The sequence below is a fragment of the Rhizobium sp. 01N424 genome, assembly GCF_056399485.1.
The window spans coordinates 506,662-532,293 of record NZ_JBFTRK010000002.1 but is presented as its reverse complement, the minus strand read 5'-3'; the positions used below and the strand labels follow the sequence as shown (position 1 = coordinate 532,293).

The 25,632-nt window shown below is 62.6% G+C and carries 24 protein-coding genes; 14 read left to right on the top strand and 10 right to left on the bottom strand.

Annotated features, from left to right (window positions below; all coding sequences use genetic code 11):
• Positions 1-18: 18 nt before the first annotated feature.
• The 7 genes from xdhB to AC1DNK_RS08290 all read right to left on the bottom strand — a co-directional run bounded on the left by xdhB (position 19) and on the right by AC1DNK_RS08290 (position 8,153).
• Positions 19-2,358 carry a xanthine dehydrogenase molybdopterin binding subunit gene (gene xdhB / locus AC1DNK_RS08320; RefSeq protein WP_477940416.1) on the bottom strand — a complete coding sequence of 780 codons (2,340 nt, stop codon included), beginning with the start codon at positions 2,356-2,358 and terminating at the stop codon, positions 19-21.
• Positions 2,359-2,601: 243 nt separating this feature from the next.
• The gene (gene xdhA / locus AC1DNK_RS08315; RefSeq protein ID WP_477940415.1) at positions 2,602-4,068 is read right to left on the bottom strand and encodes a xanthine dehydrogenase small subunit; all 1,467 of its coding nucleotides are present in this window, start codon (positions 4,066-4,068) and stop codon (positions 2,602-2,604) included.
• 29 nt (positions 4,069-4,097) lie between these two features.
• Entirely contained in the window at positions 4,098-4,874 is a 777-nt protein-coding gene (locus AC1DNK_RS08310) for a 3-hydroxybutyrate dehydrogenase (RefSeq protein ID WP_477940413.1), read from the bottom strand.
• A 77-nt stretch (positions 4,875-4,951) separates the two neighbouring features.
• A complete protein-coding gene (locus AC1DNK_RS08305; RefSeq protein ID WP_477940412.1) occupies positions 4,952-5,971 on the bottom strand; it encodes an ABC transporter substrate-binding protein in 1,020 nt (339 codons plus the stop codon).
• Positions 5,968-6,732, bottom strand: a complete 765-nt coding sequence (locus tag AC1DNK_RS08300; RefSeq protein ID WP_477940411.1) for an ABC transporter ATP-binding protein — start codon at positions 6,730-6,732, stop codon at positions 5,968-5,970. Before AC1DNK_RS08300 ends, AC1DNK_RS08305 begins: the two co-directional genes overlap by 4 nt.
• Positions 6,729-7,517 (bottom strand): ABC transporter permease, encoded by a 789-nt coding sequence (locus AC1DNK_RS08295; protein WP_477940409.1) that lies wholly within the window; start codon positions 7,515-7,517, stop codon positions 6,729-6,731. The genes AC1DNK_RS08300 and AC1DNK_RS08295 overlap by 4 nt, the downstream gene beginning before the upstream one ends.
• Positions 7,518-7,544: 27 nt before the next feature.
• A complete protein-coding gene (locus AC1DNK_RS08290) occupies positions 7,545-8,153 on the bottom strand; it encodes a YkoF family thiamine/hydroxymethylpyrimidine-binding protein (RefSeq protein ID WP_477940408.1) in 609 nt (202 codons plus the stop codon).
• A gap of 242 nt (positions 8,154-8,395) precedes the next feature.
• Between AC1DNK_RS08290 and glpK the strand changes: the two genes are divergently transcribed.
• The 3 genes from glpK (at position 8,396) to AC1DNK_RS08275 (ending at position 11,133) form a co-directional block, all read left to right on the top strand.
• Positions 8,396-9,889, top strand: a complete 1,494-nt coding sequence (glpK, locus tag AC1DNK_RS08285; RefSeq protein WP_477940407.1) for a glycerol kinase GlpK — start codon at positions 8,396-8,398, stop codon at positions 9,887-9,889.
• A gap of 212 nt (positions 9,890-10,101) precedes the next feature.
• Complete coding sequence (locus tag AC1DNK_RS08280; RefSeq protein WP_477940406.1) at positions 10,102-10,563, top strand: nuclear transport factor 2 family protein; 462 nt, start codon at positions 10,102-10,104, stop codon at positions 10,561-10,563.
• A 12-nt stretch (positions 10,564-10,575) separates the two neighbouring features.
• Positions 10,576-11,133 carry a TetR/AcrR family transcriptional regulator gene (locus AC1DNK_RS08275; RefSeq protein WP_477940914.1) on the top strand — a complete coding sequence of 186 codons (558 nt, stop codon included), beginning with the start codon at positions 10,576-10,578 and terminating at the stop codon, positions 11,131-11,133.
• On the opposite strand, the gene AC1DNK_RS08270 is transcribed toward AC1DNK_RS08275, so the two are convergent.
• On the bottom strand, positions 11,123-12,076 hold the full coding sequence (locus AC1DNK_RS08270; RefSeq protein ID WP_477940405.1) for a hypothetical protein: 954 nt from the start codon (positions 12,074-12,076) through the stop codon (positions 11,123-11,125). The two genes, AC1DNK_RS08275 and AC1DNK_RS08270, sit on opposite strands and share 11 nt — an antisense overlap.
• Before the next feature lie 187 nt (positions 12,077-12,263).
• On the opposite strand from AC1DNK_RS08270, the gene AC1DNK_RS08265 reads away from it, so the two are divergent.
• From AC1DNK_RS08265 to AC1DNK_RS08240, 6 genes are all read left to right on the top strand, one after another.
• A complete protein-coding gene (locus AC1DNK_RS08265; RefSeq protein WP_477940404.1) occupies positions 12,264-12,638 on the top strand; it encodes a YciI family protein in 375 nt (124 codons plus the stop codon).
• Complete coding sequence (locus AC1DNK_RS08260) at positions 12,635-13,894, top strand: RNA polymerase sigma factor (RefSeq protein WP_477940402.1); 1,260 nt, start codon at positions 12,635-12,637, stop codon at positions 13,892-13,894. The genes AC1DNK_RS08265 and AC1DNK_RS08260 overlap by 4 nt, the downstream gene beginning before the upstream one ends.
• A gap of 101 nt (positions 13,895-13,995) precedes the next feature.
• The gene (locus AC1DNK_RS08255) at positions 13,996-14,463 is read left to right on the top strand and encodes an SRPBCC family protein (protein WP_477940401.1); all 468 of its coding nucleotides are present in this window, start codon (positions 13,996-13,998) and stop codon (positions 14,461-14,463) included.
• Between the two features lie 198 nt (positions 14,464-14,661).
• Entirely contained in the window at positions 14,662-15,723 is a 1,062-nt protein-coding gene (locus AC1DNK_RS08250; RefSeq protein WP_477940400.1) for an LLM class flavin-dependent oxidoreductase, read from the top strand.
• Between the two features lie 43 nt (positions 15,724-15,766).
• Positions 15,767-16,525 carry a type I methionyl aminopeptidase gene (gene map, locus AC1DNK_RS08245; protein WP_477940399.1) on the top strand — a complete coding sequence of 253 codons (759 nt, stop codon included), beginning with the start codon at positions 15,767-15,769 and terminating at the stop codon, positions 16,523-16,525.
• A 178-nt stretch (positions 16,526-16,703) separates the two neighbouring features.
• Positions 16,704-17,936 (top strand): acyltransferase family protein, encoded by a 1,233-nt coding sequence (locus AC1DNK_RS08240; RefSeq protein ID WP_477940398.1) that lies wholly within the window; start codon positions 16,704-16,706, stop codon positions 17,934-17,936.
• A 17-nt stretch (positions 17,937-17,953) separates the two neighbouring features.
• Here the strand turns inward: AC1DNK_RS08240 and AC1DNK_RS08235 are convergent, their stop codons facing one another.
• Positions 17,954-18,544, bottom strand: a complete 591-nt coding sequence (locus tag AC1DNK_RS08235) for a PadR family transcriptional regulator (RefSeq protein ID WP_477940397.1) — start codon at positions 18,542-18,544, stop codon at positions 17,954-17,956.
• A gap of 158 nt (positions 18,545-18,702) precedes the next feature.
• Here AC1DNK_RS08235 and AC1DNK_RS08230 point away from each other — a divergent pair, with 158 nt between their 5' ends.
• Entirely contained in the window at positions 18,703-19,884 is a 1,182-nt protein-coding gene (locus tag AC1DNK_RS08230; protein WP_112516090.1) for a YbfB/YjiJ family MFS transporter, read from the top strand.
• A 122-nt stretch (positions 19,885-20,006) separates the two neighbouring features.
• On the top strand, positions 20,007-21,275 hold the full coding sequence (gene bacA / locus AC1DNK_RS08225) for a bacteroid development protein BacA (protein ID WP_112515657.1): 1,269 nt from the start codon (positions 20,007-20,009) through the stop codon (positions 21,273-21,275).
• 221 nt (positions 21,276-21,496) lie between these two features.
• On the opposite strand, the gene AC1DNK_RS08220 is transcribed toward bacA, so the two are convergent.
• Positions 21,497-22,492: a polysaccharide deacetylase family protein gene (locus AC1DNK_RS08220; protein WP_477940396.1), complete on the bottom strand. Its 996-nt coding sequence runs from the start codon at positions 22,490-22,492 to the stop codon at positions 21,497-21,499.
• A 125-nt stretch (positions 22,493-22,617) separates the two neighbouring features.
• On the opposite strand from AC1DNK_RS08220, the gene AC1DNK_RS08215 reads away from it, so the two are divergent.
• From AC1DNK_RS08215 to der, 3 genes are all read left to right on the top strand, one after another.
• Positions 22,618-23,214 (top strand): NnrU family protein, encoded by a 597-nt coding sequence (locus tag AC1DNK_RS08215; RefSeq protein WP_477940395.1) that lies wholly within the window; start codon positions 22,618-22,620, stop codon positions 23,212-23,214.
• Positions 23,215-23,314: 100 nt separating this feature from the next.
• Positions 23,315-23,998 carry a tetratricopeptide repeat protein gene (locus AC1DNK_RS08210; protein WP_112390302.1) on the top strand — a complete coding sequence of 228 codons (684 nt, stop codon included), beginning with the start codon at positions 23,315-23,317 and terminating at the stop codon, positions 23,996-23,998.
• A 15-nt stretch (positions 23,999-24,013) separates the two neighbouring features.
• The gene (gene der / locus AC1DNK_RS08205) at positions 24,014-25,429 is read left to right on the top strand and encodes a ribosome biogenesis GTPase Der (RefSeq protein WP_310294247.1); all 1,416 of its coding nucleotides are present in this window, start codon (positions 24,014-24,016) and stop codon (positions 25,427-25,429) included.
• The last annotated feature ends 203 nt before the right edge of the window (positions 25,430-25,632 follow it).

Genomic DNA, 25,632 nt, shown 5'->3' with positions numbered 1-25,632 from the left:
ACGCCACCCCGCCGCCCCTCACACCATCTTCATCCGCTCGACCGCCATCAGCACACGCTCAGGCGTGGCAGGCGCATCGAGCCGCGGGCAGACCCTGTAATCCGCGACGCTGGCCACCGCCATCGACAGTGCCTCCAGCACCGAGATCGCCAGCATGAACGGTGGCTCGCCGACGGCCTTCGAGCGGCCGATCGTCGCTTCCTTGTTTTCCGACCATTCGGCCAGCTTGACGTTGAAGACCTTCGGGCGGTCGGAGGCGAGCGGGATCTTGTAGGTGGAGGGGGCGTGAGTGCGCAGGCGGCCCTTGTCGTCCCACCAGAGCTCTTCGGTCGTCAGCCAGCCCATGCCCTGCACGAAAGCGCCCTCGACCTGGCCGATATCGATCGCCGGGTTCAGGGAGCGGCCGACATCGTGGAGGATATCGGTGCGGTCGATGAGGTATTCGCCGGTCAGCGTGTCGATCGTAACCTCGGTGCAGGCGGCGCCATAGGCGAAATAGTAGAAGGGCGTGCCGCGGCCGGCGGCGCGGTCCCAGTGGATTTTCGGGGTCTTGTAAAAGCCAGCCGCCGAAAGCTGGACGCGGGCGAAATAGGCCTGCTTGATAAAATCCGGGAAGGGAATTTCGGTCTCGCCGACGCGCACGCGGTTTGGCAGGAACAGGACATCCGCCGGATCGACGCTCCATTTTTCGGCCGCGAAGGCGACGAGGCGTTCCTTCAGCTGGCGGGCGGCGTCATAGGCGGCCATGCCGTTCAGGTCCGAGCCTGAGGAGGCTGCCGTCGCCGAAGTGTTAGGAACCTTGCCGGTCGTCGCCGCCGTGATCTTCACGCGGTCGATGTCGATCTGGAAGCTGTCGGCCAGGACCTGTGCAACCTTGGTATAGAGGCCCTGGCCCATCTCGGTGCCGCCATGGTTCAGGTGGATCGAGCCGTCCTGATAGATATGAACGAGGGCGCCCGCCTGGTTGAAGGCGGTCATGGTGAAGGAGATGCCGAATTTCACCGGCGTCAGCGCAATGCCCTTGCGGATGTAGCGGCTGTCGCGGTTGAAGGCGATGATGGCGTTGCGGCGGGCCTGGTAGTCGGCGCTTTCTTCGAGTTCCTCGACGATGCGCAGGACGATGCTGTCCTCGACCTCCTGATGATAGGGTGTCGTGGTCCGGCCAGAACCGGGCTGGCCATAGAAGTTCAGCTTGCGAACCTCCAGCGGATCCTTGCCGGTGGCATAGGCAATTTCCTCAATGAAGCGCTCGGCGCCGAGCATGCCCTGTGGGCCGCCGAAACCGCGGAAGGCGGTGTTGGAGACGGTATGGGTCTTCAAGGGCTTCGATTGCAGATGCACGTGCGGATAGAAATAGCTGGAATCGGCGTGGAACAGCGCGCGGTCGGTGACCGGGCCGGAGAGATCAGACGAGAAACCGCAGCGCGCCGCATAGGTGGCGTCGACGGCATGGATGCGGCCTTCGTCGTCGAAGCCGAGCTCGTAATCGACGAGGAAATCGTGGCGCTTGCCGGTCGCGGTCATGTCCTCGTCGCGATCCGGGCGGAATTTCACGGCGCGCTTCAGCTTCTTGGCGGCGATGGCGGCGAGGGCTGCAAACTGGTTTCCCTGCGTTTCCTTGCCGCCGAAGCCGCCGCCCATGCGGCGCACGTTGACCGTCACGGCATTGGATGGAATGTCGAGCACATGGCCGACGATATGCTGGATCTCGCTCGGATGCTGCGTTGAGGACCAGACGGTGACCTCGTCGTCCTCGCCGGGGATCGCCATGGCGATATGTCCTTCGAGATAGAAATGCTCCTGGCCGCCGATGCGCATCTGGCCGCGCAGCCGGTGCTGCGCGTTGTCCATCTCGGTCTTGGCCTCGCCGCGTTTCAGCGTCATCGGGGTGATGACGAGAGGGCTGCCGTTTTCCAGCGCGCCGTCGATATCGCTCCAGTGCGGCAGGTCGCGATATTCGATCTTCGCCTTGCGTGCGGCATGGCGGGCGGCTTCCCGGGTTTCGGCGATGACGGCGAAGATCGGCTGGCCGTGGAATTCGACCCTGGTTTCGGCAAGCAGAGGCTCGTCATGGCTGCCGTTCGAGGAGACGTCGTTGACCCCTGGCACGTCCTTGCCGGTGAAGACGAGGATGACGCCGGGGTGGCGGCGGACGTCCGAGAGATCCATGCTGAGGATATCGGCATGGGCGCGGTCAGAGGTGCCGAGGGCGCCATGCAGCAGGCCCGCGGGTTCCGGAATATCGTCGATATAATCGGCACTTCCGGTGACGTGCTTATGCGCTGAATCATGGCGCAGCGAGCCGTGCATCGGGCCGGAGATCATCGCTTTGGGGTTTTCGAAGGTGGATTTATCCATGGTGGGACTCCGCCATGGTCTTGGAGGACGCCCCTCGCTCCACCCTCATTCCTGTGCCTGTCACAGGAATCCAGCCACGGCGCGTCTGCGCCGTGAATGACCCTTTTCGGTGAAGGAGGTCTCCCGCGCCCAAGGACTTGGGCGCACTGGATTCCTGTGACAAGCACAGGAATGAGGGAGAGGAGGAGAACGCAGTGCTCATCATTGGCGACTGAGCGAGGGTCATATCGACGGCCGTTTTCATCACGCCACCCCCTCGAACCGCTTGAGTTCCACCGGCGTCCCAACCGTCTCCAGATAAAACCGCATCAGCAAGTTCTTCGCCGCCAGCTGGCGGTATTCCGCCGTGGCGCGCCAATCCGTCAGCGGCTGGAAGTCGGCGTCGAAGGTGGGGCGGGCGGCGTCGATGGTTGCTTCTGTCCAGGGCTTGCCCATCAGGTCGGATTCGACGGTGCGGGCACGTTTCGGGGTCGCCGCCATGCCGCCGAAGGCAATGCGGATGTCGTTGACGTCACCGGCGTCGTCGAGCGTCAGGTAGAAGGCGCCGAGGGTGGCGGTAATGTCCTCGTCGCGGCGCTTGGTGACTTTGTAGACGGCGAAATGGCTGCCCTCGGCCGGATAGGGCACGAAGACGCTTTCGACGAACTCACCGGCTTTGCGGTCCTGCTTGCCATAGGCGATGAAATAATCTTCGAGCCGCAGCATGCGAGTGCCGGCGGCGGAGCGCAGTTTCAGCGTCGCGCCGAGCGCGATCAGCGGCGGCGGGCTGTCGCCGATCGGCGAGCCGTTGGCGATGTTGCCGCCAATGGTGCCCATGTTGCGCACCTGCTCGCCACCGATGCGGTTGATCAGGGCGGCAAGCGCGGGGACCTTCTTCGCCAGCACTTCGAAGGCCTTCGTATAGGTGACGCCCGCCCCGAAGGTGACGCCGCCGTCGGTGACCTTGATCGTCTGCAATTCGCTCAGGTGATTGATGAAGACGACGGGATTCAGCGCCCGCATCTGCTTCGTCACCCAGAGCCCGACATCGGTCGAGCCGGAGACGATGGTGGCGGATTTTTCTTCCGCCAGAATACGGGCCAGCGCCTCGACGGAACCGGGGATCATCAGCCTGCCGTCATCGGAGGTGACGGTAATGGTCTCGCGCGGCTGCATCGCCCAGAGGCGGGCGACGATATCGGAGCGGGTCTTTTCAAGCGGGTCGAACAGCGTGCTCGGGCGCGCCCTGGCGATGGCTTCCGCCGCCTTTACGATCGGCTCGTAGCCCGTGCATCGACAGAGATTGCCCTGCAGCGCCTTTTCGATCTGCGGACGGCCGGGCTTGTCGTTGGAGAGCCAGAGGCCATAGAGCGACATGATGAAGCCCGGCGTGCAGAAGCCGCATTGCGAGCCATGGTAATCGACCATCGCCTGCTGCACCGGATGCAGTGTGCCATCCTTGGCCGCCAGATGCTCGACGGTGACGACATGGGTGCCGTTCAGCGAGCCGATGAAGCGAATGCAGGCATTGACGGATTCATAGGCCAGCTTGCCATCGACGAGACGGCCGACCAGCACCGTACAGGCGCCGCAATCGCCTTCCGCGCATCCTTCCTTCGTGCCGGTCAACCGGCGCTTCAACCGCAGAAAATCGAGCAGAGTCTCGGTCGGGCGGACATCAGAGAGTGCGATGTCCTCGCCATTGAGGATGAAGCGGATGCTGTCGCTCATGATGTTCCTTATTCTTGTTTTTCTAATGGTTATGCCGCAGTCCAGCCCCCGTCAATCGAGATGTGGGTGCCGGTGACCTGCCGGGCGTCGTCGCTGGCGAGGTAGAGCGCCAGCGCGCCGATTTCCTCGGCCTTGACGAATTCGTGCGTCGGCTGGGCCTTGAGGATCACTTCAGTCTTCACCTGCTCCTCGGTCATGCCGCGGGCCTTTGCCGTATCCGGGATCTGCTTTTCGACCAGCGGCGTCAGCACATAGCCGGGGCAGATGGCGTTCACCGTGACGCCCGACTCAGCAAGTTCCAGGGCGGCCGTCTTCGTTAATCCTAATATACCATGTTTCGCCGCCACGTAGGCGGATTTGAACGGCGAGGCGACGAGGCCGTGGGCCGAGGCGATGTTGATGATGCGGCCATGCTTCTTCGCCTTCATGTGCGGAATGGCCGCGCGCATCGTGTGGAACGAGCTCGACAGGTTGATGGCGATGATCTGGTCCCACTTGTCGATCGGGAAATCCTCGATCTTCTCGACATGCTGGATACCGGCATTGTTGACGAGCACATCGACGGTGCCGAAGGTCTTTGCCGCCGTTTCGATCAGGTCGGCGATCTCGGCGGGCTTGGTCATGTCGGCGGGGTGATAGAGGGCGCGCGCCTCCGAAAGTGATTCAAGCCGCTCGGTGATCGCCTTGATTTCCTCGGCTCTTCCGAAGCCGTTGATGACGACGTTGTCGCCCTTGCCGGCAAAGGCGGTGGCGATCGCCAGGCCGATGCCGCTGGTGGAGCCGGTGACGACGACGGTTCTCTTCATGAACGCTTCTCCTTGGTCCGCAATGGACCAAGGTTATGCGCAAAGAGCCGTGGCTGACAATCGCCGCGTTGCCGCTATCAGCTTCCGGCGAGCAGTCCGTTGGTGAAAGCTGCCGAGAACTCCGGGCGCTTGGCAAGCGGCGCGCCATTGGCATCCTTCAGGATACCGGCATCGAAGAGATAGTTGCCGATATCCGCCATCTTGGCCGGGTTCATATCTCCAGCCTTGCCGGGTGCCGTGCGCAGATAGGCGCCGTCGACCAGGGCCTTCAGCGAGGCGCGCACCAGTTCGCCGTTCATCAGTGCGCCATCCGATCCCTTGATCAGAATGGCGGCGGCTTCATCTGGATGATCGGCGGCGAATTCATATCCCTTGCGGGTCGCCTGCATGAAGGCGCGGGCAAGGTCCGGCTTTTCGGCGAGATAGGCGTTGCTGCTGCCCAGAATGGCCGTGTGTTCGTCGGGCACGCCGTAATCGGCATAGACGAAGGCGCGCTGGGCCTTGTTCTCAAGTTCGGCCTGAACACCTTCCCATGTGTAGACTTCGAGGGTGAAATCGACGGCGCCGTTATCGAGCGCCTGGTAGGCGGAGGTTCCCAGCGTCACGGTCTCGAACTCGCCCTTGCCGCCGACGTTCCTGATCATCGAGCCGAGCAGGGCGTTTTCCCAGGCGCTGCCGAAGCCGCCATAGGTCTTGCCGTCCAGATCCTTCGGTGTCTGGATGTCGCTGCGATCGGCCTTGAAGACGACGCGGCCGGTTTCTTTCTGGACGATCGCGAAGGTGCCGACGAGATCGGCGCCGGCGGCGCGCTGGGTCATCAGCCCGATCGAGCCGAGCACGCCGAAATCGGCGACGCGGCTCGCAACGAGGGTTGCCGCCGAGGTGTCGGTGTAGGGGAGAATTTCGACATCGAGACCGGCGTCGCGGTAGAAATTCCTGTCACGGGCCACGTAGAGACCGACGTGATTGGTGTTCGGCGTCCAATCGAGGGCGACCGAAACCTTGGGGTTGGCGGCGGCGCGAACGGTGAGCGGTGCGGCGGCCAGCGACAGAATGCCGGCAAGGGCGGTGCGGCGGGTGATGGACGGAAGGGTCATGGCTGATCTTCTCCTTCGAAGAGCGTTGCGTGGATACGGTTTTCGATTGCGATGACGTCCGTCTGCTGCCTGCCGGGTTCGGTGCGTGGGCGCGGCAGATCGACCTTGGTTTCCAGCGCGATGCGGGCCGGACGGGCGGAGAGCACATAGATGCGGTCCGACAGCAGCACGGCCTCGCGCACATCATGGGTGATCAGGATCACCGACAGCCCCCGGCGCAGGCAGAGCGCTTCGAGAAAGCGCTGCATCTTCAGGCGGGTCAGCGCATCCAGCGCGCCGAAAGGTTCGTCGAGCAGCAGGATCGGCCGCTGCTGGACGACGGTGCGCAGCAGGGCGACACGCTGGCGCATGCCGCCGGAGAGTTCGTGCGGCCAGCTGCGTTCGAATCCCTTCAGGCCGAATTCGGCCAGCAGCGGCGTGATTTCGGCGCTCGCGTCCCGTCTCGACATCCCCGCGATTTCGAGGCCGAGTGCTGCATTGGCAAGCAACCGCCGCCACGGCATCAGCGCATCGCGCTGCGGCATGAAGGCGAAGGGGCGGGTTTCTGAGACCAGCGCATTGCCGTTCATGCGGATACTGCCGCCTGTTTGGGCGATGCTTCCGGTCAGGATTCGGAAGAGCGTGGATTTTCCGGCGCCCGACGGGCCGAGGATCGAGACGAATTCGCCCACGTGAAGCCGCAGTGAAATGCCATCGAGCACATCGACGGTGCCAAGGCGGCAGCTGAGATCCCGGATATCGAGAAGAGGCTGATCGCTCATCGACGATCGTCCCGGCTGGCGCGGTGCCAGGGCATGGCGAGCCATTCGACGAGCACGGCCAGCGAAAACAGGATAAGTGTCAGCAGTGAGCTGACGAGCACGGCGGCAAGCACGAGATCCGCGCGGAAATTGTTCTTGGCGTTGAGGATGTAGATGCCGAGCCCGCGGGCGGCACCTGCATATTCGGCAAAGATCGCGCCGACGACCGCATAGGTGATCGAGATGCGCAGCCCGGCGAAGAAATAGGGCAGGGATGCCGGCAGCCGCGCCACGATGAAGCGCTTCCAGCGCGAGGCGCCCATCGAGGCCAGCAGCTCCTCGATCTCCGGTTCCGCTGCCGCATAGCCGCGGGCAAGGGCCACCAGCATCGGAAAGAAGGTGACGAGGGCGACGAGCAGGATTTTCGGCAGCAGCCCGAAGCCGAACCAGAGCACGATCAGCGGTGCGATGGCGACCAGCGGCAATGTCTGGCTGATGACGAAGACCGGCATCAGGGCGGCGCGCAGGCGCGGCGCAAAGTCGATGGCGACCGAGAACACGAACGCGATTGCCAACGAAAGGCCGAAACCGGAGATCGTCGCCTGCAGCGTCGGCCAGCTGTTGCTCAGCAGGGCGGCGTGCTCGACGAATGCCTGGGTGATGACGCGCGATGGCGCAGGCAGCGTCGTCGGCGGCACACCGGCAAGCTCAACATAGGCTTCCCAGATGGCCAGCAGCGCGCTGACCGACAGCACGGCGGGCGCAGAACGCATGGCAAGTTCCGGCAATCGGATGAACCGCAGCATCGGCAGTCTCCTGACGTGAGGCAGCGATCAGACGGCGGATGGACTGTTGGCGGAGACGGTGAGGTCGATGGTCACATGGCCATTCGGCGGACCGAAACGGACGAAGGCTTCGTGAATGGTCGCGAAAACCGCACCGGCGTCGCCCTTGACGCGGGTACAGAAATTCTTCGAGCGGTCGAAGACGCCCGAATTCTTCAGGAAGTCGATGCAGCCGTAGATCTCTTCCATGTGATCGCCGGTGCCCATGACATAGAGCGAGAACTGCGCGGCGGCGGTACGGCCAGTGACCGGCGAGGAGGCAACGGCTTCCAGCGCTGACGCCTTGCGCTCGGCAAGCGGCAGGACCGGACCCGAGAGGGCTTCGGTATGGCACATCGGATCATCCGGCTCACCCGGGCAGCCGCGGGAGATGGTAGCGCGCAGCACCGCATGGATGCCATCGGCCGAACCGCTGACATAGAGATCGCGCATCGCCGCGAAGACCACATCGGGCGTGCCGACGATCAGCGTCGAGATGTCGTCGGTCTCGATCCTGAGCCTGTCGCGATAGGGGTCGAGGGCCGGAAGGGCCGACAGGATGACGTCGACGAAACGGTCGGTCATCGGGTAAAGGGAAATTTGTGCGCCAGAAAACATCGCTCGCCTCGCTCCGCTGGTATTATCCAGATCAGCTCAAGAGTTTGAGACCATGCGGCCGCATCTCAGCCCCGGCTATACGGAGCACCCCTGTCGTTGACGCCCTTTAAGCATGCGTCGGCTGGCTTGTAAAGCTGCCGATTTACGACGAGGCAAAATTGCGATCGGCTTTCTTTTCTCTTTCGTTTCGGCGCCTTAAATGATCTATCTGAAAGCCGCTGAGCTTAGAGGGAGGGGCAGGCATGAGCGGGTATGTTCTGGCGATCGATCAGGGCACGACATCGACACGGGCGATCGTTTTCGATGGCGAGATGAAGATCGCGGGCGTCGGCCAGAAGGAGTTCACGCAGATCTATCCGCGCTCGGGATGGGTGGAGCACGACCCGGAAGAGATCTGGGATTCGGTGGTTTCGACCATCCACATGGCGCTGCGCGAAGCGAGGGTGAAGGCGACCGATATTGCCGCACTCGGGATCACCAACCAGCGCGAAACCGTCGTCGTCTGGGAGCGTGCGACAGGCAAGCCGATCCAGAACGCCATCGTCTGGCAGGACCGCCGCACGGCGAGCTATTGCGAGAACCTGAAGCGCCAGGATCTCGAAAAACTCTTCACCAAGAAGACCGGCCTGATCCTCGATCCGTATTTCTCCGGCACCAAGCTCTCGTGGATGCTGGCCAATGTGAAGGGCGCGCGTGCCCGGGCCGCCAAGGGCGAACTCTGCTTCGGGACGATCGACACGTTCCTGATCTGGCGGCTGACCGGCGGCAGGAGCTTCGTCACCGATGCGACCAACGCGTCGCGCACGTTGATGTACAACATCGCCGACAATAGCTGGGACAAGGACCTGCTGGAAATCCTGCGCGTTCCCGCCGCAATGCTGCCGGAGGTGAAGGACTGCTCCGCCGATTTCGGCATCACCGAGAAGGCGCTGTTCGGCGCCGAGATCCCGATCCTCGGCGTTGCCGGTGACCAGCAGGCGGCAACCATCGGCCAGGCTTGCTTCGAGCCCGGGATGATGAAATCCACCTATGGCACCGGCTGCTTCGCGCTACTCAATACCGGCTCCGACATGGTGCGCTCGAAGAACCGGCTCTTGACCACCATTGCCTACCGGCTGGACGGCGAGACGACCTATGCGCTCGAGGGCTCGATCTTCATCGCCGGGGCGGCGGTGCAGTGGCTGCGCGACGGGCTGGGGATCATCGATTCCGCCGGAGAAACCGGCAAGCTGGCCGAGAGCGCCGATCCCTCGCAGGAGGTCTATCTGGTGCCTGCCTTCACCGGCCTCGGGGCGCCGCATTGGGACCCGAAGGCGCGTGGGGCGATCTTCGGCCTGACCCGCAACAGCGGCCCGGCGGAATTTGCCCGCGCCGCGCTCGAAGCCGTCTGCTACCAGACGCGCGATCTTCTCGATGCGATGCAGAAGGACTGGAAGAACGGCGCCGACGATACGGTGTTGCGCGTCGATGGTGGCATGGTCGCCTCCGACTGGACGATGCAGCGGCTGTCGGATCTGCTCGATGCGCCCGTCGATCGGCCGGCAATCCTGGAGACCACCGCTCTCGGGGCCGCGTGGCTGGCCGGCAGCCGCGCCGGTGTCTGGCCGGACCGGAAGACCTTCTCCGCCAAGTGGAAACGAAACAAGCGCTTCGAGCCGGATATGGACGAGAAGACGCGCGGCGCCAAGCTCAAGGGCTGGCGGAATGCGGTGAAGCGGACGCTGAGCGATGCTTAGGGTCGTGCTGACGACGGCTGACGGAGGGGTACGTTAGATCCTCGGCACAAGGCCGAGGATGACGGAGGGGGTGCGTGCCGCTCGCGACGAGCTCCTGACAACACTCGCAAAATCACCACCGTCTCGAGTGTGCGCGAATGCCGCAGATCGCGCTTCTTGCATCGTCTGTACCAATCAGTACAATGCAGTCATATCAGTACAGGAGAAAGACGATGACTGCGCTTATTCCTCCCTTCACGCTTGAAACCGCCACCCAGAAAGTCCGCCTCGCCGAAGATGGCTGGAACAGCCGCAATCCGGAGAAGGTCTCGCTCGCCTATACGCCTGATAGCGCCTGGCGCAATCGCGCCGAGTTCGTCAACGGACGGCCAGAAATCGTTGCCTTCCTGGCGCGCAAATGGGGTAAGGAGCTGGATTACCGGCTGATCAAGGAGCTGTGGGCGTTCCGCGAAAACCGCATTGCCGTGCGCTATGCCTATGAATGGCACGACGACAGCGGCAACTGGTTCCGCTCCTATGGCAACGAGAACTGGGAGTTCGATGCTAGCGGCTTGATGCAGCGCCGTTTCGCCTGCATCAACGACATGCCGATCAAGGAATCGGACCGTAAATACCATTGGCCGTTCGGCCGCCGTCCGGATGATCATCCGGGGCTGTCGGAGCTTGGTCTCTGAAGGATTGATGACCTGAAGACCGTTTACGAACGCCGCGATGTCGTGCCCCTGCTTGCCGAGATCTTTCGGGAGCTCGGCTATGAGGGCACGACGCTCAGCCGGATCACCGAACGCACCGGGATCGGCAAGGGCAGCCTCTACCACTTCTTCCCTGGCGGGAAGGAGGAGATGGCGGCCGCCGTGCTTGCCGAGGTCGACCGGTGGTTCGAGGATTTCATCTATGAGCCGCTGCGCCGCGACGAGCCCGCCGTGGCGATCGCGGCGATGTGGCGTGGCGTTGACGATTACTTCCGCTCGGGCGGGCGCATCTGCCTTGTCGGCGCCTTTGCGCTGGATGGGACGCGGGAGCGCTTCAGCGAGGCGATCAACAGCTATTTCCGGCGCTGGGTCGAGGCGCTGGCCGGGGCGCTGACGCGGGCTGGCCGGAACTCCGGCGAGGCGCGGGCCGAGGCGGAGGCCGCGGTTCTCGGCATCCAGGGCGCGCTCGTTCTGTCGCGCGCCCTTAATGATCACGATGTCTTCCGCCGGGCAATCACCGGCATGCAGAAGAGGCTGAAGGCTACTTCTTGAGCCAGGGGCTCTTCGTGCTCCAGAAGATGACGCTGGCGCCGAGATAGTCGTCGGCGAAGGCAGTGAATTCTTCCTTGGTGAAGGGCTTCTTGGTCTGCGGGTTCCTGTAGGTCAGCGTCGGCTCCTGAACCGCCATTCCGACATAGGCGAGCTTGCCCTTGTACTGGTTGAAGAACGGATAGGAGTTCTTCATCTGCGCCTTGCGGTTCGGCACGATGTCGGGGCCGCCGAGGCCAATATTGTTCTTCGCCGCGAAGTCGAAGAGGCGGCTCATATATTTATGGTCGTTTTCCCATTCGCAGGGCCAGAAGTTCACATACTGGACGACCATCGACTTGGCGAAGGCCTTGCGGGCAAAGCCGAGATTTTCCATCTCGCCGGCGAAGTAGGCATCGCAGCTGAAATCCTTCGGCTCGTTCTTCGGGTCGAGATCGATCGAAGTCTCAGGCAGGTTGATGCCGTAGACGCGGCCGTCGAATTTCTGCGCCAGAGCCGAAATGAGCGCCTGGTAGCGCTCGCGCACCGCCGGGTTCCATTGCTGCGCCACCCAGCCGGAGCCGATGCCCTTGTTCTCACCGGGATTGTCGAATTGAGGCGCCAGCCCGCCGCCATAGTCGGCGCCTTCAAGCATGTAATCCGGAATGTTACGGGCCTTCGGGTTGAAGAAGCGGTCCTGGACCTGGATGAACAGCTTCTTGTTCAGGCTCTCGGCGATCGCCAGATCATTCTCGATAGCCGAGAAGTCGTATTCGCCCTTGGCCTTTTCCAGCATCTTCCAGTTATAGACCACCTGCGCGCCGCCGACATCCGGCCGCTCCAGCAGGGACTTTGCTGCCTCGAGGTCGCCGGAGCCGGTATAGATGAAATTCTGCGGCGCGGCATAGGCGGCGGAGGCCGCCACGGTGATCGCAGCAGATAGCGGCAGGCTTTTGAAAAGATGCATGTTTCGTCCTGAAATGTGATGTTGGAAATCCAGCCGCTGGAGACATCGAAGCCGAAGGTGGCAACTCGATGGCGAAACGCGGGACGGCCGATACAATCCCCAATGCTAATTTTGCCTGGCGTAATTTTTTGCTGCGCCGTGTCGGATGGCGGGTTACTCCTTCGTCATTGAGGAAGAGGAGTGACCGATGCTGTATGCGATCCTTTGCTATGCCAATGAAGAAACCGTCTTTTCCTGGTCGAAGGAAGAGGAGGATGCCGTCATGGCCAGGCTTTATGCGGTGCAGGAGCCCCTTGCCAAGTCCGGCAAGCTCGGCCCGACCGGCCGCCTGATGCCGACGACCTCGGCGACCACGCTGCGCAAGGGCAAGGACGAGCCGCTGGTGCTCGATGGACCCTTCGCCGAAACCAAGGAAGCGCTCCTCGGTTTCTACTGCGTCGATTTCGAGACGCTGGACGAAGCGATCGCCTTTGCCAAGGAGCTGTCGGCCGCCAATCCGGGCTCGACCTCCTACGAGATCCGCCCCTTCTACGTGTTCCATCCGGGAGATAAAGCCACATGACAGACATTGCCTGGATCGACGTGACGCTGGCTTCGGCCCGGCCGAAGGCGCTGGGCGCGCTGCTTCGCTATTTCCGCGATCTCGATATCGCGGAAGAGGCCTTTCAGGAGGCCTGCCTGCGCGCCATCCGCACCTGGCCGGACAAGGGTCCGCCACGCGATCCGACGGCATGGTTGATCTTCGTCGGCCGCAACAGCGGCATCGACGCGGTGCGCAAGCAGAAGAAGACGCAGGCGCTGCCGGACGAGGAACTGATTTCCGATACCGAGGATGCAGAAAGCGATATCGCCGACCGGCTGGACGAATCCAATTATCGCGACGACATCCTGCGGCTCTTGTTCATCTGCTGCCATCCGGATCTGCCGGCGACGCAGCAGATCGCGCTGGCGCTCCGCATCGTCTCCGGGCTGTCGGTGCAGCAGATCTCCAAGGCGTTCCTGGTTGGCGAAAGCGCCATGGAGCAGCGCATCACCCGCGCCAAGGCGCGTGTCGCCAAGGCCGGCGTACCCTTCGAGACGCCGGGACAGGAGGAGCGGGCAGAGCGGCTCACCATCGTCTCAACGATGATCTATCTGGTCTTCAACGAAGGCTATTCGCAGGGCGACCCGAAGCGCGAAGCGGCCGCCTTCGCCGACGAGGCGATCCGCCTCGGGCGGCTGATGCTGCGGATCTTTCCGGGTGAGCCCGAGATCATGGGGCTGCTGGCGCTGATGCTGCTGCAGATCTCGCGCCGCGATGCCCGCTTCGATGCCAGGGGCGAGCTGGTGCTGCTCGAGGATCAGGACCGGACGTGCTGGAACCATGCGCTGATCAACGAGGCGCTCAACCTGCTCGACAAGGCGATCCGCCACCGCCGGCCCGGTCCCTATCAGATCCAGGCCGCGATCGCGGCGATCCATTCGCGCGCCAAGCGGGCGGAGGATACCGATTGGGAAGAGATCGAGATCCTTTACCGCGTACTGGAGCGTCTGCAGCCTTCGCCGGTGATCACGCTGAACCGGGCTGTGGCGGTCTCCAAGCTCAAGGGGCCGGAAGAGGCGTTGGCGCTGGTCGATACGCTTGCCGAGAAGCTCGACGGCTATTTCTATTTCCATGGTCTGAGGGGCGGGTTGCTGAAGCAGATGGGGCGGACGCGGGAGGCGCGCGAGGCGTTCGACCGGGCCATTGCGCTCGCCAATTCCGCCGCCGAGGCCGCCCATATCCGCCTGCAGCTCGATGGCCTGCAGAAACCGTCGGTGCTGTCCGGCGTCAAATAACCTTCGAAAAATCGACCTCGATGTCGGAATGGCGGGAGCCGCCACGTCCTTGGAACAACCTGATCGTACACAGGTTTCGCTATAACAGGAGGAATGCCGAAATGACCGCCACGACCCAACATGAACTGGTTCTCGTCCGCGAAATGGATGTGCCGCGCGAGAAGATCTACAAGGCCTGGACCGACGAGAATTCGATCAAGGAATGGTTCGTTCCGAAGCCCTGGACGATCGCCGAAGCCAAGCTCGACGTGCGCCCGGGTGGCTCCAGCTACGTCGTCATGCAGGATCCTGACGGGAACAAGTATCCGAATTCCGGCGTCTATCTGGAGCTCGTCGAAAACGAGAAGATCGTCTTCACCGATGCCTATACGAGCGGCTGGGTGCCGTCCGAAAAGCCGTTCTTCACCGCCGTCATCCTGCTCGAAGATCTCGGCAACGGCCGCACAAAATACACCGCCAAGGCGCTGCACTGGCGTGCCGAAGACAAGGAGGCTCACGAGAAGATGGGTTTTCACGAGGGCTGGGGTACCGTCGCCGGCCAGCTTGAGGAATATCTGAAGCGGACCTGACCGGCTTAAAGCGGGCGCTGAGGCGGCTTCGACTTCGATTCCGCCTGCGCCCGCAAGCCGTTGAATTTGGATTCGGATTGGCCGCTGGCCTGATCCCATCCAGCCATCAACTTTTTCGAACGATCCGTTCCAGAATTTCCGTTTGCCCGGGGGCTTGCCGATCCTTATCTGAGGAGCAAGTTCAACAGGATGCCGACAATGGAATTGGGTCTCTATACTTTCGCCGACGTCAATCCCAATCCGAGCCGCAGCAAGGGCGCGGAGGGTGCCGAGCGGTTGAAGCATCTGATCGAGGAAATCGAGCTTGCCGACCAGGTGGGGCTCGATGTCTTCGGGCTTGGCGAGCATCACCGTCCCGACTATGCCGCTTCTGTTCCGGCCATGGCGCTTGCCGCGGCTGCGGTGAAGACCAAGAACATCCGGCTGACGAGCGCCGTCACCGTTCTGTCGTCCGAGGATCCTGTCCGCGTGTTCCAGCAGTTCGCAACGCTCGATCTGTTGTCGAATGGGCGCGCCGAGATCATGGCGGGGCGCGGGTCGTTCATCGAGTCCTTCCCGCTGTTCGGCTACAATCTCGAAGACTACGACCAGCTGTTCGAGGAGAAGCTTGATCTCTTGATGGCACTGCGCGACGAGGAAGTCGTCAACTGGAAGGGCGAGCTGCGGGCGCCGATCAACGGGCGCGGCGTCTATCCGCGTCCGCTGCAGGATCCGCTGCCGCTGTGGATTGCCGTCGGCGGGACGCCGCAGTCGGTGGCGCGGGCAGGCGCGATGGGCCTGCCGGTGGCACTGGCGATCATCGGCGGGGAATATCCGCGCTTTGCGCCGCTCTTCGAGCTCTATCGCGAGGCGGCACGCCGGGCAGGGCAGGACGCTTCGAAGCTGAAGACCAGCATCAACGTCCACGGCTTCATCGCCGATACGACCGAGACGGCCGCCGACCAGTTCTATGGGCCGCAGGCCGAGGTGATGAACCGCATCGGCCGCGAGCGCGGCTGGGGGCCGACGAACCGGGCGCATTTCGATGCGGCGCGCGGACCGATCGGCAACCTCTTTCTGGGCAATCCGGAACAGGTGGCCGAGAAGATTGTGGCTGCGCACAAGGTGTTCGGGAATGACCGCTTCCTGCTGCAGATGGCGATCGGCCTGATGCCGCATGGCCAGATCATGCGCGGCATCGAGCTCTACGGCACGAAAGTCGCGCCGCTGGTCAGAAAGGCATTGACTGAAACGGGCGAAGGCGCGAAAGCCACCGCCTAGACCCGCAATTGGCCTGCCGCCGATGCGGCAGCCGGGAAGAACGATGGTAATCGAAAACGACGACGAACTGGAAAAGCTGAAGGATGTCGGGCGCATCTGCGCCAATGCCATCCAGATCATGGCTGCAGCGCTTGAGCCGGGGATCACCACCCTGGAGCTTGACCAGATCGGCCGCAAGGTTCTCGAAGATGCAGGCGCCCGTTCGGCGCCTGAATTCTGCTACCAGTTTCCGGGTGCGACCTGCATCAGCGTCAACGAGGAGATCGCCCACGGCATTCCCGGCCCGCGGATGATCCGCCCGGGCGATCTCGTCAATATCGACGTCTCGGCCGAGAAGAACGGCTTCTTCGCCGACACAGGCGCCTCCTTCACCGTGCCGCCGGTCAAGCCGAAGATCGAGCGGCTCTGCCGCGACGGCAAGCGGGCGCTGTTCGTCGGCCTCAACCAGATCAAGTCGGGCGAGCCGCTGGCAAAGATCGGCAATGCCGTCGGCGCCTTTGCAGCCAAGAACCGCTACACGCTGGTCGCCAATCTGGCGAGCCACGGCGTCGGCCGCTCGCTGCACGAGGAGCCGGGCGAACTCTCGACCTGGCCGGATCCGTCCGAAAAGCGGATCATGACCGATGGTCTGGTCTTCACCGTCGAGCCGTTCCTGTCGCTCGGCGCCACCTGGGCCGAAGGCGGCGACGATGCCTGGACGCTCTATGCCGATCCGCAGGCGCCGACCGTGCAATACGAGCATACGGTCGTTGCGACCCGCAACGGTCCACTGATCCTGACGCTGCCGGATCTTGCTGCTTAACCGGGTAGGGCGCTCATCCTTTACGGCGCCCGGCGGCCAGGCTTAGCACCACCCTCATCCGAATATTCAGGCGTCTACCGCCTATGGCCGATTAGCGGCTGCGGCATTTCCGCGGTACCGCTTGAGACATGCCGGCTGAACCTTTGCCTTGCCCGCCGGCTGTTGCGGAGGGTCGGGAATGCTGCAGAGACAACAGGGCAGTGGATCGGCCGTTCAGCACGGCTATCGCTCGGATATCGACGGGCTGCGCGCTGTCGCGGTTCTGTCCGTCGTCATCTTCCATGCCTTTCCCACCTGGCTGCCGGGCGGCCTTGTCGGCGTCGATATCTTCTTCGTGATTTCGGGCTATCTGATCAGCGGGCATATCCTGCAGCAGTTGCATGACGACCGCTTCTCGATCTTCGATTTCTATAGCCGCCGCATCCGCCGGATTTTTCCGGCGCTGATCGCTGTGCTGCTGTTCTGCCTGTGCGTTGGCTGGATCGCCTTGTCGGCGGCCGACAACAGGGAGCTTGGCGAGCATGTGGCGGGTGGCGCTGGTTTCGTTGCCAATCTGCTTTTCTGGTTCGAGATCGGCAGCCAGAAGGATGGCGGCATTTCCAATCCGCTGCTGCATCTCTGGTCGCTGGGCGTCGAGGAGCAATTCTACATCGTCTGGCCGCTGGCGGCCTGGATTGCCTGGCGGCGCGGCATGAACGTGATCAAGACGATCGCCGTCGTGGCGCTTGTCTCGATGATTGCCAATCTGGTCATCGTCTACCTTGACCGGACAACGGCATTCTACCTGCCGATTACCCGCTTCTGGGAGCTGCTTGCCGGTGCTGCACTGGCCGAGCTTGAGCGGTCCCGCGGCAATCTTTCGAAACCGGCGGCCAATGCCGCCGCCATCTCCGGCATCGTGTTGCTGGTTCTGAGTTTCGCGCTGATCCGCGAGAAGCAGGCTTTTCCGGGCATCATCGCCGCCGCACCGGTTCTCGGAGCCGTGCTGGTGATTGCTGCGGGGAGGACCGCATTCCTGAAACAGGCGATCTTCAGCAATCCGATTGCCATCGCCGTCGGCCTGATCAGCTATCCGCTTTATCTGTGGCACTGGCCGCTCTTGTCGTTCGGCTACATCGTCGAGAAGGACACGCCGGCGCTTTCCGTTCGCATCGGCCTGCTTGCCGCCGGCTTTGCCCTTGCAGCCCTGACTTATCTGCTGATCGAAAAGCCGATCCGCTTCGGGCGGTTCAGGAAATCTGCCGTGGCCGTTCCACTGTTTGCGGTGATGATGGCGATTGGCGTAGCTGGATATTGGGTCGCGGAGCGCGACGGGCTGCCGGGCAGTTCGGTGCGGCGCGACATGGCGCAGATCGGCCCCGTCCTGCAAAAAGACGGCCGCCACGCAACGCGCGACGGCAGTCCGCTTTAAGGTCTGGTGTGGACAGCTCAGCCTTGCGGCTTGGCATCACCGCCCTGGAGGATTTCCATTGCGGCGCGCTCCAGGATGCCTGAAATACGGAGCGCTTCGGCCGGTGACCAGGGATGACGCATGCGCAGCGCCGAGCGGAGCAGTTCGCGGGCGGCGCGAACCTCACGGTCGTCGCGCATGAACTCCTCGTTCTCCTCGTGGCGGCGGCCATGCTGTTCCGGATCGAACATGCGGTTGACGAAGGCCATCTTCTCGCCGACGCGCTCAAGCTTGCTGAAAATGCCGTCAATCATGGCGCGGTTCTCCTCGACCTTGCGCTTGCCGCTTTCGGTGATCTTGTAGAGCTTCTTGGTGCCCTCGGCCTCGACTTCGGTCAGGCCGGTTTCTTCCAGATAGGTCAGCGCCGGGTAGATGACCCCGGGGCTCGGCACGTAGAAACCGCCGGAACGCTCTTCCAGCACCTTGATCAGTTCATAACCGTGGCGCGGCTGCTCGTTGAGCAGCGCCAGAAGCACGATCTGCAGATCGCCTGCCGAAAACTTCCGGCCCATTCCCATGCGGATCGCATCGCCGAACATGCCGCCACCACCACCTCTAAAGCCTCTCATAGCTCTTCCTTTCATCGTTAGTCATATCGAATGCTATGTCGTAAAACATATATCGTACGATATCGCGTTTCAAGATGCACATTTCGAATTTCTGAAATTGATCGATCGATGAGAATTACTTGTTTGCGGTGCAGCAAGAACGGCGCGATAACCGTGGCATGTTGGCACGCAATGACAATGAGCCCGTCAGTCTGTTCCGCACGGCGCTTGCCGGGATGATCGCCATGGCCGCGGCCATGGGCTTCGGGCGCTTCTCCTACACGCCGATCCTGCCGGGCATGATGAGCGGCGTTCCGCTCTCGGCATCGGATGCCGGCTTCATCGCCTCGGCGAATTTCGTCGGTTATCTTGCGGGTGCCATTCTTGCCGCCTATGGCTGGGCGGCGGGGCGGGAGCGCTTCGTGGCGCTGTCGGCTTTGGCACTCAGCACGCTGCTACTGGCAGCGATGGGCGTGACGACCTCGGTGCCCGTCTTCGCTGCAATCCGGTTCCTCGCCGGTCTCGCCAGCGCCTTTGCAATGATCTTCACCTCGTCGATCGTCCTCAGCCATGGGGCTGCAGCGGGGAACGACCATGTGCAATCGGCGCATTTCGGCGGGCCGGGGGCGGGGATCGCGCTATCGTCGGTCATGGTGCTGCTGATCGGTCTCCTCTATCCCGTTGTTGGCGCCTGGCGAGCCGACTGGTTCGGCGGGGCGATCTTCTCTGCGGTCAGTCTTGCCGCCGTCTGGTTTCTGCTGCCGGCCGGCCCGGCACGTTCGCAGCAGTCAGGGCCGGAGCCTGCCATCCGCTGGAACCGGCCGATGACGCTGGTGACGCTGTCCTACGGGATCTTCGGCTTCGGCTATGTGATCACCGCCACCTTCCTCGTCGCCATCGCGCGCATGGATGCGGCCGGGCAGATGGTGGAGTTTCTTTGCTGGTTCATTGCCGGGCTGACATCGGCGGTCGCGCTGTTTGCCTGGAAGCCCTTCGTCAAGCCGCTTGGCCTCGGCGGCGTCTATGTGGCCGCGCTGGTGGTCGAGGCAGCGGGCGTTCTGGCCACCGTCATGCTGCCGCATTCGCTGGCGCCGCTGATCGGCGGCGGGTTGTTCGGCGCGACCTTCCTTGCGATCACCGCCTTCGGCCTGCAGATCGGCCGCAAGCTGTCGCCCGAAAGCCCGCGGCGGATCTTCGCGATGATGACGGCGGCCTTCGGACTCGGCCAGATCATCGGGCCGCTGGTCGCCGGCTGGGTGGCGCAGGGCACCGGCAGCTTCACGCTGCCGACCTATATGGCGGCGGCCGCACTCGTCGTCTGCGCGCTGCTGGTGCTGCCGGTCATCAAGAAACTGGGATAAGCCGTTACAAATACGTAAGAATGGCTCTCGGCCATTGCTGCCTTCTTCGAACTGCCTTAATTTCCCGCACAATCAGTGCTGTCAAAGCAAATGCCGACTCTGTTCAAGAAAGCCGCGCAAACGTGTTCGTCTCCTATTTCCCGAAGCCGAAACTGTTCTTCACATCCGCTATCGTTTGGGCGCTGATCGGCGTTCTTCTATGGTATTTCGGAGGCTCCGGCCTCGGTGCCGCGATCGGCCTGCCGCCGCTGCCGGCCGGGGAGGAGGCGGTGATCGGCGTTTCCGTCTTCTGGTCGAAGCCGTTCCTGTGGTTCTACATCTATTACGCGGTCTTCGTCGCCCTGTTCGCGGGCTTCTGGTTTACCTACAGCCCGCACCGCTGGCAGAATTGGTCGGTGCTCGGCTCGGCGCTGATCATCTTCAACACCTATTTCTCGGTGCAGGTGAGCGTGGCGATCAATGCGTGGTACGGTCCGTTCTACGACATGATCCAGCGGGCGCTGGCGCGTCAGGACCCGATTCCGAGCGCTGCCGACCTCTATTGGGGCATGACGGGTTTTGCGGGCATCGCCTTCGTCGCCATCACCGTCGGCGTGCTGAACCTGTTCTTCGTCAGCCACTATATCTTCCGCTGGCGCACGGCGATGAACGAATTCTACACGTCCTACTGGCCGAAGCTGCGCCATATCGAAGGCGCTTCGCAGCGTGTTCAGGAAGACACGATGCGCTTCTCGACCACGGTCGAAAGCCTTGGCGTCAACCTCGTCAGCTCGATCATGACGCTGATCGCCTTCCTGCCGGTGCTGTTCAAGTTCTCCGGCACGGTCACCGAACTTCCAATTATCGGCGAAGTCCCGCATGCGCTCGTCTGGGCGGCGATCTGCTGGTCGCTGTTCGGAACGGTGTTTCTGGCGGCGGTCGGGATCAAGCTGCCGGGCCTCGAGTTCCGCAACCAGCGCGTTGAAGCGGCCTACCGCAAAGAGCTGGTCTATGGCGAGGACCATGACGACCGCGCGGATCCGATCACGGTGGCGCAGCTTTTCGCCAACGTCCGGCGCAACTACTTCCGCCTCTATTTCCACTACATGTATTTCAACGTCGCCCGCATCTTCTATCTGCAGGCGGACAATCTGTTCGGCACCTTCGTCCTCGTGCCGTCGATCGTTGCTGGCAAGCTGACGCTTGGCGTCATGAGCCAGATCCAGAACGTTTTCGGGCAGGTGCGTGAATCGTTCCAGTATCTCGTCAATTCCTGGACGACGATCGTCGAGCTGCTGTCCATCTACAAGCGTCTTCGGACGTTCGAATCGGCGATCGATGGGGAGCCGTTGCCGGCGATCGATCAGCGGTATCTGGATCGTGAGGGTGGGGTTGTCCATCAGGACGGCTGAGGTAGCTTACTGAAGGCTTCGAGCGAGCGGCCCCCTCATCCGGCTGCCGCCACCTTCTCCCCGCGGGGGAGAAGGGACCCAGCCTTGAACGCTCGCTTTTTAGGGGAGGCAGTTTCCAAACTTCCCTTCTCCCCAGCGGGGAGAAGGTGGCCCGAAGGGCCGGATGAGGGGGCCGCCTGCGCTGGCGGCCAATCTCCTCATGCTGCTGAACTAAACCGCCGTTACAGCCCCGAAGCGTCCTGCTCTTTCAATTTCCCGCGCTCCAAGATCATCGGAATCGCCTCGGAATAGCTGACGCAAGCGACATCGCTCCTATGGCAGACGTCGCTGACCAGCCGGTCGAGTGCCCGCCAATAGGCGCCGCCGTTCATTTCGACGAAATGGAAGCCGAGCTGCAGCGGGATGCGGTTGCCGGCATATTGCTTGTCGAAGGCTTCCTTGAAGGCGGCGTAGGAGCGTTCTTCGAAGGTCTTGCTGTCGGCGGCGTCTTCTTCGCCCTTGGAGTGGCGGACGAAGAGGTTGTAGTCCATGCCGATGATCGGGCGGTCCTTCGGTCCCTCGGGGATCAGCGGCAGGCCGAAGCGGATGATGCCGTCTTCGATGACGGGCATGGCCGGTCCCTTGGTGACGAGGCTGGCGTCATAGGTGAAGCCCGCCTTCTTTTCTGCGGTGATCATGTCGCTGCCCGCCGTTGCCGAGAGGTAGGGGGCGCGGAAACCCTTGATGCCGTGATCGGCGAGATCCTGCCAGCCATCCGGCTCCTCGAGGCCGACACTCTTCCAGGCACTCTTCAGCGTCGCCTTGAAGGTCGCATATTCCTCCGACCAGTCGGCGCTGCTCCATTGGCGGCCGTCGAAATGGCCGCAGGCATGGCTGGAGATGTCGTGTCCCTCCAGATGCGCATGCCAGATGTTGCCGAGCCGCTCGCGGATTTCGTCGTCGCTCTGGGCGAAGCCGACATTCGACTTTCCGCGTTTCTGATGAGGGGCTTGGTAGGCCTTCTTCGCGTCCTGATTCATCAGGAAGGTGCAGGACAGAAAATAAGTGAAGTGCGCGCCGTTCTTCGCCGCCATCTCGCGGCTCTTCTGCCAGAGCGCGTTGTCGTGGGCGCCATCGAAGGAAATGATGACGAGCTGCTTCGGCTGATCGGCAGCGATGGCTGCAGAGGGCAGGGAAACGGAAAGGGCGAGGCAGGCAGAGGAAATGAAACGAAACATGGGCACCGCGACAATTTGTTTGCGGCTTTCCTGTTACAGAATTGCGGCGAAGCTGCGGTCGCGCTGGCATTTTCGCCGGTCAACCGGTATCCAGCATCAGCACCTATCAATCAGGAATATCAGCCATGGCCTTGCTTGCCTTAAGCCTCGTTCTCTTCCTCGGTCTTCATCTGATCCGCGTCGTCGTACCTGGCTTCCGGCTGGCGATGATCGAGAAGCTCGGCAAGCCGGTATGGATCGCCTTCCATTCGATCGCCAGCATCCTGACGCTGGTGTTCGTCGCCTATGCCTTCGTGACGGCGCGCAGCGAGCCGATCGGCATGCTCTACAATCCGCCGGCGGGCATGGCGCATCTGACCGTGACGCTAATGCTTCTCGCCGTCATCTGTTTTGTCGCCGGCTTTCTGCCGGCCGGCCATATCCGGGCCAAGACCAAGCATCCGGTGGTGCTGTCGGTGAAGATCTGGGCGCTCGCCCATCTGCTGTCGAATGGCGAGGCCTATTCCGTCCTGCTGTTTGCGGCGTTTCTCGCCTGGGGCGTCATCCTGCGCATCTCGCTGAAGCGCCGCTGGCGCCGCGGCGAGATCACCCTTCCGGTGTTCGTTTCGGGCAAATACGATCTCTATGCCGTGGTCATCGGTGTCATCGTCTGGGCGCTGATGATCTGGCGGGTGCATGAATGGCTGATCGGCGTGGCGCCGCTGCCGATGCTGGCTTCCTGAGGAATCTCAGATATCCCCCTTACATCGGCCGCAAAATGGGGTAGAAGGCCCAACAATATGCGCAAACGCATAAACTGGGCTTTTCCTGCCGGAGACGAGAATGGCATTCAACGACGACAGCTTCATTCGTGAAGTCAATGAGGAACTGCGTTCCGACCAGATGAAGGGCGCATGGCGCCGCTTTGGCCGCTACCTGATCGCGCTCGCCGTCCTGATCGTTCTCGGCACCGTCGGCTTCAAGGTCTACCAGTATTGGGACGACAATGCCTCGTCCAGCACCGGCGACCAGTTCCTGGCGGCAATGAAGCTTGCCGACGAGAACAAGAACGACGAAGCGATCGCCGCTCTCGACAAGCTGGAGAAGGAAGGCCATGGCGCCTATCCGGTTCTGGCCCGCATGCGCGCCGCGACTGTCCTGTCGGCCAAGGGCGATAATGCCGGCGCCGTTGCTGCCTTCCAGGTGATAGGCAAGGATCAGTCGGTTCCGGAAGCCGTGCGCAGTGCCGCCAAGCTTCGCGCCGGCTGGTTGCTGATCGATACCGGCACTTACGATCAGGTCGTTGCCGAGCTTGAGGATATGGCGATCCCGGCCAATGCCTTCCGCCACTCGGCCCGCGAAGCGCTCGGCATTGCCGCCTACAAGGCCGGCAACATGGCGCAGGCGCGTACCTGGTTCACGCAGATCACTGAAGATGCCGCGAGCCCGCGCAATGTTGCCAACCGGGCGCAGATGATGCTTGATAATATCACCGCATCCGGCAAGGCGCCCGCCGCACAGGGCTGAGCTTAAGGAAACCTGATGAGTTTTACGGTCGCCATCGTCGGTCGCCCGAATGTCGGTAAATCGACGCTTTTCAACCGCCTGGTTGGGAAGAAGCTGGCGCTTGTCGATGACACGCCGGGCGTTACCCGCGACCGCCGTCCTGGCGACGCGCGGCTGATGGGCCTGACCTTCACCATCATCGACACCGCCGGTCTCGAAGAGGCCGACGAAGAGAGCCTGCAGGGCCGCATGCGTTTGCAGACGGAAGCGGCGATCGACGAGGCGGATCTTTCGCTCTTCGTCGTCGATGCCAAGTTCGGGCTGACGCCTGTTGACAAGGATCTCGCCGAGATGCTGCGCCGCCGCGGCAAGCCGGTGGTGCTGGTTGCCAACAAGTCGGAAGCCAAGGGCTCCGATGGCGGATTCTACGATGCCTATACGCTCGGCCTCGGCGAACCGACGCCGATTTCTGCCGAGCACGGCCAGGGCATGCTCGATCTGCGCGACGCTATCGTCGAAGCGATCGGCAAGGACCGCGCCTATGCCAAGCAGGAAGACGACGCCGTCACTGACGTCGATGTTCGCGACGAATTCGAAGACGACGACTACGAGCCCGAGTACGACGACACCAAGCCGTTGCGCGTGGCGATCATCGGTCGTCCGAATGCCGGCAAGTCGACGCTGATCAACCGCTTCCTCGGCGAAGACCGTCTGCTGACGGGTCCGGAAGCCGGCATTACCCGCGACAGCATTTCCGTCGAGTGGGACTGGCACGGCCGGACGATCAAGATGTTCGATACCGCCGGCATGCGCAAAAAGGCGCGCGTCACCGAGAAGCTTGAAAAGCTGTCGGTTGCGGATTCGCTGCGCTCGATCCGCTTTGCCGAAACGGTGGTGATCGTCTTCGATTCGACCATTCCGTTCGAAAAGCAGGACCTGCAGTTGGTGGATCTGGTGATCCGCGAAGGCCGCGCCGCTGTTCTTGCCTTCAACAAGTGGGACATGATCGAGGATCCGCAGGCCGTGCTTGCCGATCTGCGGGAAAAGACCGAGCGGCTGCTGCCGCAGGCGCGCGGCATCCGCGCCGTACCGATCTCCGGCCAGACCGGCCGCGGGCTCGACAAGCTGATGCAGTCGATCATCGAGACCGACCGTGTCTGGAACAAGCGCATCTCGACCTCCAAGCTCAATCGCTGGCTGGAGCAGCAGCAGGTGCAGCATCCGCCGCCCGCCGTCTCCGGCCGCCGCCTGAAGCTGAAATACATGACGCAGGTCAAGGCCCGCCCGCCGGCCTTCATGATCTCCTGCACGCGCGCCGATTCCCTGCCGGAATCCTATACGCGCTTCCTGATCAACAGCCTGCGCGTCGATTTCGATATGCCGAGCGTGCCGATCCGGATCCACTACCGCGAGAAGGAAAACCCCTACGAGGGGAAGAGGCGGCGGACTTAGGGTTAGCTAGCCTTTTAGCTTTGAGCGTGCGGCCCCCTCATCCGGCCGCCGCCACCAACCGGGGTCGAGCCGACAGTCTCGACCCGTCCTTCGGACCCCCGATGGGGAGAAGGGAATTGCCGCGCCGTTCCGCCTGATGGTGCAGGAATTAATACGCTGAGGTTTTCCCTTCTCCCCATCGGGGAGAAGGTGCCCGTAGGGCG

Excerpts from the sequence above, each read along its gene's own strand:
- xdhB (WP_477940416.1), bottom strand. The coding sequence starts at position 2,358 with ATGGATAAATCCACCTTCGAAAACCCCAAAGCGATGATCTCCGGCCCG.
- xdhA (WP_477940415.1), bottom strand. The coding sequence starts at position 4,068 with ATGAGCGACAGCATCCGCTTCATCCTCAATGGCGAGGACATCGCACTC.
- AC1DNK_RS08310 (WP_477940413.1), bottom strand. The coding sequence starts at position 4,874 with ATGAAGAGAACCGTCGTCGTCACCGGCTCCACCAGCGGCATCGGCCTG.
- AC1DNK_RS08305 (WP_477940412.1), bottom strand. The coding sequence starts at position 5,971 with ATGACCCTTCCGTCCATCACCCGCCGCACCGCCCTTGCCGGCATTCTG.
- AC1DNK_RS08300 (WP_477940411.1), bottom strand. The coding sequence starts at position 6,732 with ATGAGCGATCAGCCTCTTCTCGATATCCGGGATCTCAGCTGCCGCCTT.
- AC1DNK_RS08295 (WP_477940409.1), bottom strand. The coding sequence starts at position 7,517 with ATGCTGCGGTTCATCCGATTGCCGGAACTTGCCATGCGTTCTGCGCCC.
- AC1DNK_RS08290 (WP_477940408.1), bottom strand. The coding sequence starts at position 8,153 with ATGTTTTCTGGCGCACAAATTTCCCTTTACCCGATGACCGACCGTTTC.
- glpK (WP_477940407.1), top strand. The coding sequence starts at position 8,396 with ATGAGCGGGTATGTTCTGGCGATCGATCAGGGCACGACATCGACACGG.
- AC1DNK_RS08280 (WP_477940406.1), top strand. The coding sequence starts at position 10,102 with ATGACTGCGCTTATTCCTCCCTTCACGCTTGAAACCGCCACCCAGAAA.
- AC1DNK_RS08270 (WP_477940405.1), bottom strand. The coding sequence starts at position 12,076 with ATGCATCTTTTCAAAAGCCTGCCGCTATCTGCTGCGATCACCGTGGCG.
- AC1DNK_RS08265 (WP_477940404.1), top strand. The coding sequence starts at position 12,264 with ATGCTGTATGCGATCCTTTGCTATGCCAATGAAGAAACCGTCTTTTCC.
- AC1DNK_RS08260 (WP_477940402.1), top strand. The coding sequence starts at position 12,635 with ATGACAGACATTGCCTGGATCGACGTGACGCTGGCTTCGGCCCGGCCG.
- AC1DNK_RS08255 (WP_477940401.1), top strand. The coding sequence starts at position 13,996 with ATGACCGCCACGACCCAACATGAACTGGTTCTCGTCCGCGAAATGGAT.
- AC1DNK_RS08250 (WP_477940400.1), top strand. The coding sequence starts at position 14,662 with ATGGAATTGGGTCTCTATACTTTCGCCGACGTCAATCCCAATCCGAGC.
- map (WP_477940399.1), top strand. The coding sequence starts at position 15,767 with ATGGTAATCGAAAACGACGACGAACTGGAAAAGCTGAAGGATGTCGGG.
- AC1DNK_RS08240 (WP_477940398.1), top strand. The coding sequence starts at position 16,704 with ATGCTGCAGAGACAACAGGGCAGTGGATCGGCCGTTCAGCACGGCTAT.
- AC1DNK_RS08235 (WP_477940397.1), bottom strand. The coding sequence starts at position 18,544 with ATGAGAGGCTTTAGAGGTGGTGGTGGCGGCATGTTCGGCGATGCGATC.
- AC1DNK_RS08230 (WP_112516090.1), top strand. The coding sequence starts at position 18,703 with ATGTTGGCACGCAATGACAATGAGCCCGTCAGTCTGTTCCGCACGGCG.
- AC1DNK_RS08220 (WP_477940396.1), bottom strand. The coding sequence starts at position 22,492 with ATGTTTCGTTTCATTTCCTCTGCCTGCCTCGCCCTTTCCGTTTCCCTG.
- AC1DNK_RS08215 (WP_477940395.1), top strand. The coding sequence starts at position 22,618 with ATGGCCTTGCTTGCCTTAAGCCTCGTTCTCTTCCTCGGTCTTCATCTG.
- AC1DNK_RS08210 (WP_112390302.1), top strand. The coding sequence starts at position 23,315 with ATGGCATTCAACGACGACAGCTTCATTCGTGAAGTCAATGAGGAACTG.
- der (WP_310294247.1), top strand. The coding sequence starts at position 24,014 with ATGAGTTTTACGGTCGCCATCGTCGGTCGCCCGAATGTCGGTAAATCG.